Origin of the sequence: Microcystis sp. M53602_WE12 (genome assembly GCF_030065455.1) — a bacterium.
GTDB lineage: Bacteria > Cyanobacteriota > Cyanobacteriia > Cyanobacteriales > Microcystaceae > Microcystis > Microcystis aeruginosa.
The window spans coordinates 1-11,871 of record NZ_JASJFB010000890.1; the positions used below are offsets into that span (position 1 = coordinate 1).

General features: G+C 45.1%; 9 protein-coding genes and 1 tRNA gene. 4 read left to right on the forward strand and 6 right to left on the reverse strand.

The window, feature by feature from the left end:
• Positions 1 to 197: 197 nt before the first annotated feature.
• Entirely contained in the window at positions 198 to 503 is a 306-nt protein-coding gene (locus tag PX482_RS27175; RefSeq protein WP_002763321.1) for a DUF3007 family protein, read from the reverse strand.
• Between the two features lie 19 nt (positions 504 to 522).
• Entirely contained in the window at positions 523 to 762 is a 240-nt protein-coding gene (gene ndhL, locus PX482_RS27180) for an NAD(P)H-quinone oxidoreductase subunit L (RefSeq protein WP_002732218.1), read from the reverse strand.
• A gap of 172 nt (positions 763 to 934) precedes the next feature.
• On the opposite strand from ndhL, the gene PX482_RS27185 reads away from it, so the two are divergent.
• Positions 935 to 1,020: transfer RNA gene (locus PX482_RS27185), tRNA-Leu, on the forward strand.
• Between the two features lie 74 nt (positions 1,021 to 1,094).
• Here PX482_RS27185 and PX482_RS27190 read toward each other — a convergent pair.
• Positions 1,095 to 1,733, reverse strand: a complete 639-nt coding sequence (locus PX482_RS27190) for an HAD-IA family hydrolase (RefSeq protein ID WP_002763323.1) — start codon at positions 1,731 to 1,733, stop codon at positions 1,095 to 1,097.
• A complete protein-coding gene (gene queG, locus PX482_RS27195) occupies positions 1,723 to 2,670 on the reverse strand; it encodes a tRNA epoxyqueuosine(34) reductase QueG (RefSeq protein WP_002763325.1) in 948 nt (315 codons plus the stop codon). The genes PX482_RS27190 and queG overlap by 11 nt, the downstream gene beginning before the upstream one ends.
• A gap of 354 nt (positions 2,671 to 3,024) precedes the next feature.
• Here queG and PX482_RS27200 point away from each other — a divergent pair, with 354 nt between their 5' ends.
• The 3 genes from PX482_RS27200 (at position 3,025) to tatA (ending at position 6,103) form a co-directional block, all read left to right on the forward strand.
• Complete coding sequence (locus tag PX482_RS27200; RefSeq protein WP_002763327.1) at positions 3,025 to 3,756, forward strand: hypothetical protein; 732 nt, start codon at positions 3,025 to 3,027, stop codon at positions 3,754 to 3,756.
• A gap of 559 nt (positions 3,757 to 4,315) precedes the next feature.
• On the forward strand, positions 4,316 to 5,746 hold the full coding sequence (lpdA, locus tag PX482_RS27205; protein WP_002763328.1) for a dihydrolipoyl dehydrogenase: 1,431 nt from the start codon (positions 4,316 to 4,318) through the stop codon (positions 5,744 to 5,746).
• A 180-nt stretch (positions 5,747 to 5,926) separates the two neighbouring features.
• Positions 5,927 to 6,103, forward strand: a complete 177-nt coding sequence (tatA, locus tag PX482_RS27210; RefSeq protein ID WP_002763330.1) for a twin-arginine translocase TatA/TatE family subunit — start codon at positions 5,927 to 5,929, stop codon at positions 6,101 to 6,103.
• A gap of 524 nt (positions 6,104 to 6,627) precedes the next feature.
• On the opposite strand, the gene PX482_RS27215 is transcribed toward tatA, so the two are convergent.
• Positions 6,628 to 8,028, reverse strand: coding sequence for a TldD/PmbA family protein (locus PX482_RS27215; RefSeq protein WP_288026061.1), 1,401 nt, complete (start codon positions 8,026 to 8,028; stop codon positions 6,628 to 6,630).
• 228 nt (positions 8,029 to 8,256) lie between these two features.
• Positions 8,257 to 11,502, reverse strand: coding sequence for a carbamoyl-phosphate synthase large subunit (gene carB / locus PX482_RS27220; protein ID WP_288123265.1), 3,246 nt, complete (start codon positions 11,500 to 11,502; stop codon positions 8,257 to 8,259).
• Positions 11,503 to 11,871 lie beyond the last annotated feature (369 nt).

Sequence of the window (11,871 nt, forward strand, 5' to 3'; positions counted from 1 at the left end):
AGTTTTTCCTAGGGGCAGGGTGTAGGGTGTGGGGTGTGGGGTGTGGGGTTTTACCGATTTTGAGGGGGTCAATTACCTAATTTTCAGGGAAAAAGTCCCTGAATTTCCCCCTGATCACTCCCATATCTGGTACTTTTTGATTGACAAAAAGTCTAAAAGTGTTATCCAGCAAGGTTTTTAGATTTATTCAGCCAGCCCTATTTAGTTTTTTCTTCTTCAATCTCCCGCTGCATTTGGGCGATTTCTTCGGGAGTCATCGCTTCCAGGCGTTTTTTAAAGACGGCATCTTCGTAATCCTTGCGCTGTTTGCCGTAGGTCATATTATCGGTGGCAACTCGAAACAGATAGGTAAAAATCCAACCGATGACACCACCTACCAACACCGCTTGACTCCAAATTCCCGCCGAAGCACTATCTAAACCGGTTTTTTGTAGGATAATGTAGAGGATGCCGCCCATAGCAAACATCCCTATACCGATCCCGATGACATCAATGCGTCTCATGGGTTTTTTTGGTGATAACTTAAGCTTTTAGGGTACGACGTTGGGGACGGAAGTTAAGGAAAGGACTTAACAACAGCATCCCAGGGAAGAAAAAGCTCATCAGAAAGTACATAAACCCTCTTTCCCAAGAAGATGCCACATACCAGCGCGTATTGAGGTAGTAGTAGATAACGGCGGGAATGACGAGCAAATACAAGACACTGAGAGATAGGTAGATCAGGGCGATGATAATGGTTTCTTGCGTCAGAATTGATTGCATAAGGATTGATTTTTATCAATGGCTGTCGGTGAACTGCAATTCACCTGCTGATCATTTTACCCCCTCTTTCCCCCTTTGCGGCGATCGAATTGGCGGACTAAAATAATTTGCTGAAAATACTCTTGCCAATTAAATTATTTGTGATATGATAAAAAATTGTCGGTTAAATAACGGGGGCGTGGCGGAATGGTAGACGCTACGGACTTAAAATCCGTTGAGCCTTATAAGCTCGTGAGAGTTCGAGTCTCTCTGCCCCCATCGATCGAAGTCTATATTTAAACTGAGTGTTGGATATTCTAGTACAAATGTCCATGCTCCTAGTAAAAACTTTTTCAGCCAGCCCTATCTAAAATATCCAATAATTCTAGGGGATGATCAATGAGATGATCAGGGTTAAATTGGGAGAGAATTTGAGGGGAATTAAAGCCCCAAGCGACTGCCACCACCTGCACTTGACTTTTTTGGGCAGCAGTAATATCTCTGGTTTCATCGCCGACATAAATCATTTCATCGGGACAGAATTTATTTTGTCGGATCAGGCGATCAATAATTTTGTGTTTGCCGAATAAAGGCGTTCCCGAATAGATAAAATCAAATAAATTTAAGAGTTGATTATTTGCTAAAAATATGGTGACGTTTTCCTTGGTATTAGAAGTTATTATTCCTAATCTATAGCCTCTTTCTTTAAGAGTGGCTAGGCAGTGATGCCAGCCATGGAAAGGTTTCAGACATTCAATTTGTTTATTTAATTCCCGTTTAACTCGATAGAGTAAAAAAGGGATTTTAACGGGGGAAACTTGGGATTGTTTAATAATTTCTTGGGAACTAAGGTTTTTTAGTCTGGCCAAATCTTCCTCGTTGATGGGTTGATAACCAAAATTTTTAGCCAAACGATTGACAATCTCCACGAAAGTATCGTGGGTATCGGCGATAGTACCATCAAAATCGAACACGACTACTTTAATTGTCATCTTGTGCGGGGTGAGGGGAATGGGCTAAATTAGCTTGGGCATTACGTCGCCACTGCTGGGGTTTAATTCGACGCAGGGCTGACGAGATGAAACGACGATCCCACTCCTCTATAGTTAGATTAGCTAATTCCTCCAACCTTGGCGAGAGGTTTTCGGGACGAGGTTGAAAATCCTCCACGTCGGTAACTTGGGCAAAACGTTGATTCCAAGGACAGACATCTTGACAGATATCGCAGCCAGCTACCCAACCTTGTAAATTCTCGGCAATTTCTGTAGGCAAAGTTACAGCACGATTTTCGATGGTATGGTATGCAATACAGCGATTAGCATCCACCACAGAGGGACTAACTATTGCTTGGGTGGGACAAGCGCTTAAACAACGGCTACAGGTGCCACAATGGGCGCTATGGGGTCGATCGGGTTCTAAAGGTAAATTAGTTAATATTTCCCCTAAAAAGACCCAACTACCGTAATTGCGGGTAATTAAGTTACCATTCTTGGCAATCCAGCCGATCCCTGCTCTTTGCGCCCAAACTTTATCCTGTACCGGTCCTGTATCCACATAGTAACGGGTTTGAATTTGCTCCCCCTGACTTTCTAACCATTGACTGAGGGCTTTTAATTTTTTACTTAATACTTTGTGATAATCCCGTCCCCAAGCATAACGGGAAATTTTGCCATGGTTTTGTTCTGGACTGTGTTGCTGGGGGGTGTAGTAGTTAAGGGCAAGACATATTAGTGATCGCACTTCTGGCCAAAGAGTTTTGATATCCTGTCGTTTCGGGTTAGTCATCCAATCCATATCAGCGTGATAACCGCGCTCTAACCAGCTTTTTAGATGGGATACCGCCGAGTCTTGACTATCCACAGAAGCAATACCGACCCCATGGAAACCTAACTCTAGCGCTTTTTCTTTGATTTGTGTTTCTGTGGGCATAGACATATCTTAAGTCAAGTATTCGTAACAATTATTTGCAATGATCAATTTATTGAGCCAAATCCCAGGCTGAACAATTAGAAACCATGATCAACGAAGAAACTGTGGTTCCCGTCCCCGCTATATCGTCCTCATACTAAATCCAGTTATTAAAAACTGATTATTTATTCTCCGTTTTGCATGAGTGCATGAGTAGAAAACGGGTTTCTCCGAGAAACCCGTTTTCTGTGCGTTACTCAACGGATTTAGTATAACCATTGACTTGCTCAATTCACACCCGTCCCTAAAATGACTTGCACTTTGCTAGTACAATTATAGTAAGAAGTAAAATAAGAAAGATTAAAACAAATAACCATGTCTCAACCGATTACCATCGAAGATATCTATAAACTTTTTGAGAAAACTAACGAAAAGTTTGAACAATCACGCCAAGAATACGATCGCCGGGCTGCTGAAGCCAAGGCTGAAGCTAAGGCCGAAGCTGATCGCCGGGCCGATGAATACGATCGCCGGGCCGCCGAAGCCAAGGCCGAAGCCGATCGCCGGGCCGCCGAAGCCAAGGACGAAGCCGATCGCTGGGCTGCCGAAGCCGATCGCCGGGCTGCTGAAGCCGATCGCCGTTTAGCCAAGCTAGAGAAAACAGTGGCCAATACCAGTCGTGCTGTGGATAGTTTAACCACTCGCTGGGGAAGATTTGTCGAGGAATTAGTCGAACCTGCTGTTATTAGCCTATTTCGTGGCAAAGGTATCGATGTTAAAGAAACCTACAGTCGTGCCAGGGTAAAACGGCAAGGAATAGCCATGGAGATTGACATTTTAGCCGTCGATGAAACCGAGGTAGTTTTAGTAGAATGTAAGTCTCGTTTATCGAAAGATGATGTCAATGAATTTTTAGAAAAATTAAGTCGATTTAAACAAGCATTTCCCCATTATAAAAACTATCAAGCTTATGGTGCAGTGGCAGGAATAGAAATAGATGAAGGAGTAGATCGTTATGCCTATAAACAAGGTTTATTTGTGATTAAACCATCGGGAGAAACAGTAGAAATAATTAATGATTCTGGTTTCGAGCCTAAATTATGGTAGGAGAAAGATGATACCCCCATCCGGCAAAGTATTGGCGGGAGGTCTAATTTTTCCAATCTAGCACTAGACTAACTTATGGATACGATGCAGAATTAATAAGTAAATGGTTTCAATTAAATTGAAGATAGATTTTGTCTTTGATCCCCCCTGCCCCCCTTGATAAGGGGGGTGCCGATAGGCGGGGGGATCTGACAATTTTTAACACCCACCTACTTATTCATATCTTGATTCAGTAACGTCTTGCATAATTAATTTTTGAGGATTCAAAAACGGCAAAAATAAGGATTAAATTGCCTAAAATCTGTGAAGAGACCATTTAATTGATTATTATTCATGCTTAATTCTCCTGACTACTGACGACCGGCTCCTAATCCCAACAACAATTTTTGATTTTTACCAGAGGTCTAGTAACGTCTTGTCCTAAAATTGCCAATAGCCAGTTTCAATGCACAAGAGCCTGATGGCTAAAAACTGGCTCCAGTTTTTGCCCAGGATAGCACAGCTTGATCGCAGTGGATCGTAAAATGGGATAATGCTAACTTTGAGAGTCAGAGAGACTATGAGTGAATTCGACTACGATTTAATTATTATCGGTGCTGGAGTTGGTGGCCACGGGGCAGCCCTACACGCAGTCAAATGTGGGCTAAAAACAGCTATTATCGAAGCCAAAGATATGGGAGGAACCTGTGTCAATCGCGGTTGTATTCCTTCTAAAGCTTTACTGGCAGCCTCGGGACGAGTGCGCGAATTAGCCGATAGTGACCATCTGAAAAGTCTAGGTATTGCCATCGCTGGCGTTAATTTTGACCGTCCGACAATTGCCGATCATGCTAACAACCTTGTCAGTAAAATTAGAGGCGATCTCACTAATAGTCTTAAACGTCTCAAGGTTGATACTATCCACGGTTGGGGAAAAATCGCCGGCCCGCAAAAAGTTAGCGTCATCGGGGATAGTGGCGAAAAAATCTACACCGCTAAGGATATTATGCTCTGTCCGGGGTCGGTTCCCTTTGTCCCACCGGGGATCGAGATCGATCATAAAACGGTTTTTACCAGCGATGAGGCCGTTAGATTAGAAACTTTACCCAAGTGGATCGCAATTATCGGTAGTGGTTATATCGGTCTAGAATTTTCGGATATATACACCGCTTTGGGTTGTGAAGTGACGATGATCGAAGCTTTAGATAGTCTCATGCCAGGATTTGACCCAGAAATCTCGAAAATCGCGGAAAGAGTTCTGATTAAACCTAGAGACATCGAGACTTATGTGGGAGTTTTGGCAAAAAGTATTAAACCGGGGAATCCTGTGGCCATTGAACTGGTGGACGCAAAAAGCAAAGAAGCGATCGAAATTTTAGAGGTAGATGCTTGTTTAGTCGCTACAGGAAGAATCCCGGCGACAAAGAATCTCGGCTTGGAATTTGTTGGGGTAGAACTGGATAAACGCGGTTTTATTGCCGTTAATGACAAAATGCAGGTAATTCAGTCCGGTGAACCGGTTCCCCATCTCTGGGCCGTGGGCGATGCTACGGGTAAAATGATGTTAGCTCACGCTGCTTCGGGTCAAGGGGTAATAGCCATTGAAAATATCTGTAATCGCCCAAAAACCATCGATTATCGCAGTATTCCCGCCGCCGCTTTTACCCACCCCGAAATTAGTTATGTGGGTTTAACGGAACCGCAAGCAGAAGCTTTGGCACAGGAAGAAGGGTATAAGGTTGCTTCTGTCAAGACCTATTTTAAGGGAAATTCCAAAGCTTTAGCGGAAGGAGAAACGGAAGGCATCGCTAAAGTCGTTTATCGTCAGGATACGGGCGAATTACTCGGTGTTCATATTATCGGTATCCACGCATCGGATTTAATTCAAGAAGCGGCCAATGCGATCGCTGAACGCAAATCTGTCCATGAACTCGCTTTCCGCATCCACACCCATCCGACTCTCTCAGAAGTCCTCGACGAAGCTTACAAACGCGCTGAAGTGGCAGCATAGAGTCAGTTATCAGTTATCAGTTATCAGTTATCAGTTATCAGTTATCAGTTATCAGCTTCTGAAGGCAAGAGGCAACAGGCACTCGTGCAAAAGACAGAATCTGGCAATTCTCCAAGTTTACGACTCCTGACTCCTGAATTCTGACTCCTTTCTCTTTTTTTACTTTTTACTTTCAAGATTATGTTTGGATTAGGTTGGCCAGAAATAGTAATTATTGCTGTGGTTGTTCTCCTGATATTTGGACCGAAAAAAATACCCGAATTTGGGGCAGCTTTGGGGAAAACTTTACGGGGATTTAAAGAAGAAATCAATCAAGATGATCAAGAAATTGAAGACAGTGATGAGAAGATGAGATAGATTTCGGCGGGTGCATCTCATTTTTGTAAATCTACTAATTTGGGATTTTTAAGGGGAAACTTTCTCCTAAAATTGGGCGTTACTTTCGGTTTTATCACTCAATCCAAGCTTTTGGGGGGTTCTACCCCCCAAACCCCCCGTTGGGGGCGTGGCGCCGCCCCCAAACCCCCCGCGCATTAGGTTAACTGTGAGATGCTTACACGCGATTGTTCATATTTTTGTACTAATTTAAGAGTCATACCAAATCCCTTTTTAATAGTGTGATTAACTCTCAAGTTATGAATTGTTTCTCCCCACACCCCACACCCCACTATCCTATACTTTTTAAACAGGATTTAGTATCACTGATAATTGATGCTTGTCGGTATTTCTGCAAATGTGGGATACACCCGATTTCGGCTGTATTAAACTGCGCTATAGCAGTTATCAGTTATTAGTTATTAGTTATTAGTTATCAGTTATCAGTATTAAATAGTAGTTTCCCACTTTCTTTGCACTGATTACTGTTTACTGTTTACTGTTCACTAAATATCTGCTTCTCCCCCCACCACCACATCGCGGATACGGAGACTGGGGCCACCGCAGCCGACGGGTAAACCACTTTGACCCCCTTTTCCGCAGCCTCCTGACTCGTCCCAGTAGAAATCATCAGCAATTGCCTCAATATTGGCTAGGGTTTTAAAGACATTACCGGAGAGAGTCACATCTTTAACGGGTTCAGCAATTTCTCCATCGCGAATCATCCAAGCTTCCCCGGCGCTAAAAGTGAACATTTCGCCGTTAGTCATGCCTCCCTGCCAATTTTGGGCATAAACTCCCGTTTTTATCCCCGAAAATAACTCTTTAACGGGAGTGGTTCCCCGTTCAATCCAAGTGTTGGTCATGCGGACAATGGGCGGATAATGATAATTGAGACAACGAGCGTTACCTGTCGGTTTTTCGCCTAATTTGCCCGCCGTTTCCCGCGAATGCAGTCTTCCCACCAAAACCCCATCTTTAATTAACTGAGTCGTGGTTGCGGGGGTTCCCTCATCGTCATAAAAATAACTGCCCCGATGACCTTCCGGATAGGCCCCGTCAAAGATTTGCAGGTTATCTGGTCCAAAACGTTTGCCCATACTCATCACTTCCAAAAGGTCGGGATTTTCGTATAACATATCTGCCTCGGAAAGGTGGCCAAAAGCCTCATGGACGAACAGACCGGTTAAAATGGGATCGATGACGACGGTGTAAGTATCGCCCTTGACAGGGGGCAAAACTAGGGCTTGTACGGCACGTTTAGCCGACCCTTGCACCTGTTCTTCTAAATTGATCAGATCCTCGAAAGCTTTTCGGGATCCGGTGGTTTCCCGGCCTGTTTGTACACTGTCCCCATCTCTAGCGGTGGCCGAAAAACGCATTTCTAAGTCTGACCATTTTTGTTCGATTAAAGTCCCGTCAGAAGTGCCTAAAAGAATATGTTGACTGCTATCGCTGTAACGGACGGAAGTGGTGGCAATACTGGCATGATGTTGACGCAGTAAGTTATTATAGCGATCGCAGAGGGCTTTTTTATCGGCTAATGGTACTAAACGGGGATCCGTTCCTGTTAAAGGCAATTCACAACTAATAATTACAGGTTCTACTGGGGCAATCAGGGTTTCTTCTTCCCCAATTAAACGGGCAGCAGCGATCGCATCTTCTAATCGTTCCTGTAAACTGGATAATTGATTAAAGCTGGCAAATCCCCAACCTCCTTTATAACAGGCGCGTACCTGACCACCGATAGCAATACCTTCGCTGAGGGTTTCCACTCGTTCGGAACGTAGTAGAATATTCGTCCCCCGCGCTTCTTCCAGACGAATTGTCAGGAAATCGACGCGGTTTTTATAACGGTTAATCAGTTCACTAATCAGGTTTTTATAATCGTTTAGAGTATCGGTCATGGGAATTAGGAATTGGGGAGAAGGGTGTGGGGTGTGATGGGGAGATGGGGTGATGGGGTGTGGGGTGTGGGGAGATGGGGAGATGGGGAGATGGGGAGATGGGGTAGTGGGGAGATGGGGAGATGGGGTAGTGGGGTAGTGGGGCATTTGGCTGAAATTTCCCTAAACCCCTATATCCCCTTTCTAACTGATAACTGATAACTGATAACTGATAACTGATAACTGAAATTAGGCGAGATAATCCTGTAAAGCTTTCACCTCTAAAGGTTGCGATTGCAGGGATTTTAAGGCCGCTACTGTCGCTTTTGCCCCGGCGATAGTGGTGATAATTGGTAACTTATAATCGAGGGCAGTACGGCGAATTTTTCGGCCATCGTTTTGGGATTCTTCACCACTGGGAGTATTGACAATAAACTGAATCCAGTCATTTTTGATCCAATCGACAACGTCGGGACGGCCTTCGTGAATCTTTAGCACTAAATCGATATTTTCGCAACCGTTTTCTAACAAAACTTTACGAGTTCCGGAAGTGGCGACGACGCGAAAACCGAGGGATTGCAGATCCTTAACCACGGGAACCATGGGGGTTTTATCGCGATCATTCATCGAGACGAAAACCGTCCCACTGGTGGCTAAAATCACGCCGGCGGCCATTTCTGCTTTAGCGAAAGCTTTGCCAAAATCGCTGTCAATCCCCATTACTTCCCCTGTAGAACGCATTTCTGGTCCTAGGAGAGTATCAGCACCGGGGAACTTCTGGAAGGGTAAAACCGCTTCTTTCACGGCAATATGACGGGGAATTGCTTCGCTGATGATACCCAATTCTGCTAGGGTTTTGCCCGACATGACGAGGGAGGCAACTTTTGCCAGAGGAACTCCCGTTGCTTTGGAAACGTAGGGAACAGTACGACTAGCGCGGGGATTCGCTTCTAAGATATAAACTGTCTCCCCCTGCACCGCATACTGGATATTCATCAAACCGATTACTTTTAAAGCTTTCGCTAGTTCCACCGTCCATTGTCGAATTGTGGTTAAAACCGAGGCACTCAGGGACGTATGGGGGATAGAACAGGCAGAATCGCCCGAATGTACGCCCGCTTGTTCGATATGTTCCATTAATCCCCCGATAACTACTGTTCCCGTCGCATCTGACAGGGCATCCACATCCACTTCGATGGCATTTTCGAGGAATTTATCGATTAAAATCGGGTGATCCGGTTCTATCTGTACCGCATACTTCATATAGCGTTCCAATTCGCTATCGGAATAGACGATTTCCATCGCCCGACCGCCTAAAACGTAGGACGGACGTACTACCACAGGATAACCGATGCGTTTAGCCACTGCTTGGGATTCTTGGAAATTGCGGGCAATACCGTTGAGGGGTTGTCGGATATCTAATTCTCGGAGGATTTGTTCAAAACGTTCCCGATCTTCGGCGGCATCGATCGAATCGGGTGAAGTTCCCCAAATTTTGGTATTTACGGGACAATTAGGCGATTCTAAATATTTTTGCAGGGGAATCGCCAGTTTTAAGGGAGTTTGCCCACCGAATTGAATAATTAAACCCTCTGGTTGTTCCGCTTCGATGATATTTAAGACATCCTCTTTAGTCAGGGGTTCAAAGTAAAGGCGATCGCTGGTATCGTAATCGGTGGAGACAGTTTCCGGGTTAGAGTTAACCATAATCGTCTCAAAACCGGCTTTGCTCAGGGAAAAAGCGGCATGACAACAACAGTAGTCAAATTCTATCCCCTGGCCGATGCGATTGGGGCCACCACCGAGGATCATCACTTTGCGTTTATCGGAGGGTAAAACTTCCGATTCTACCTGTTCGTAGGTGGAATAATAATAGGGTGTCAGAGCTTCAAATTCTGCCGCGCAGGTGTCCACCATTTTATAGACTGGAATAATACCCAAACCCTTGCGATAACTTCTTACTTCGTCCTCGCTGGTGTTGGTGGCGAAGGCGATTTGGCGATCGCTAAAACCCTGTTGTTTAATAGCGAATAAGTCCTCTTTGCCGAGACTTTTCAGGGGAGTTCGTTTGAGGAACTTCTCGGTTTCCATCAAATCGGCCAATTTATCGAGGAACCAGGGATCGATCCCGGTTAGTTCGTGGATTTCCTCCCCATTCATGCCCAATTTAAAAGCATGGTAGATACTATAAACCCGTTCGGGGTTAGGTGTCCGCAAACCAGCCCGGACTTCCGAGAGGGGGGGGAGAGTTTCGATTTTATCGCAACCAAAGCCAAAACGGCCCGTTTCTAGGGAGCGAAGTGCTTTTTGAAAGGATTCTTGGAAAGTTCGACCGATAGCCATGGCTTCCCCGACGGATTTCATCTGGGTGGTTAGAATCGGTTGGGAGCCGGGGAATTTCTCGAAGGCAAAGCGAGGAATTTTGGTGACGACGTAATCGATAGTCGGTTCAAAGGAAGCCGGGGTTTTTTTGGTGATATCGTTGGGAATTTCGTCTAAAGTGTAGCCTACTGCTAGTTTAGCGGCAAATTTAGCGATCGGGAATCCCGTGGCTTTCGATGCTAGGGCCGAAGAACGGGATACCCGGGGATTCATCTCGATCACGATTACGTCGCCGTTAGTGGGATTAACGGAGAATTGGATGTTCGATCCGCCAGTTTCTACGCCAATTTCCCGAATAATTGCCTTAGAATAGTCCCGGAGGCGTTGGTATTCTTTATCGGTTAGGGTTTGGGCGGGCGCAACCGTAATCGAGTCGCCGGTATGGACCCCCATAGCGTCAAAGTTTTCGATCGAACAGATGATCACCACGTTATCGGCTAGATCGCGCATGACCTCTAATTCGTATTCTTTCCAGCCAATTAGGGATTTTTCGACGAGAATTTGCGATGTAGGCGAACAATCTAGACCATACTGGGCCATCGGTTCAAATTCTTCTTGGTTATAGGCAATACCGCCCCCCGTTCCTCCTAAAGTGAAGGCCGGCCGGATAATGAGAGGATAGGAACCGATCTGATGGGCGATCGCTTTTGCTTCTTCTAAATTGTTGGCAATCCCCGAAGGACAGACGGGAACACCGATTTTCTCCATTGCTTTTTTGAATAGTTCCCTATCTTCGGCTTTTTCAATAGCGGGAAGTTTTGCCCCGATCAGTTCCACGTTATATTTTTCTAAAACGCCGCTTTTGGCCAAAGCTACGGCAGTATTGAGGGCAGTTTGACCGCCCATAGTCGGTAGAATCGCATCAGGACGTTCTTTGGCGATAATTTTCTCGACAATTTCCGGCAGAATTGGTTCAATGTAGGTGCGATCGGCCATTTCTGGATCGGTCATGATCGAGGCGGGGTTAGAATTGACTAAAATTACCTCATAACCTTCTTCTCGCAGGGCTTTACAGGCTTGAGTTCCCGAATAGTCGAATTCACAGGCTTGTCCGATGACAATTGGGCCAGCGCCCAAGATTAGGATTTTCTGTAAGTCATCACGGCGTGGCATAGGCTTAGGTTTGCTTGAGGATAAACCCCAATCATTGTATATGTTGTCACCCCTCTATTCCCTAAAGCTTTATTTAGGTTTAATGACCTTATTCTAGCTGTCAGCCTTGAATCAGTGATCGGTGATCAGATCTGAGCCTTGCACTAGCGACTGTTCACTATCTCCCCGCTCCCCAACACCCAACCGATCACTGGATAGGTAGGGCTTGCTGAATAAATCTAAAAACCTTGCTGGATAAGACTTTTAGACTTTTTGTCAATCCAAAAGTACCGGACCTGGGAGTGAGCGGGGGGAAAATTCAGGTACTTTTTCCCTGAAAATTAGGTAATTGACCAGATGAAAATCGGTAAAACCCTACACCCCACACCC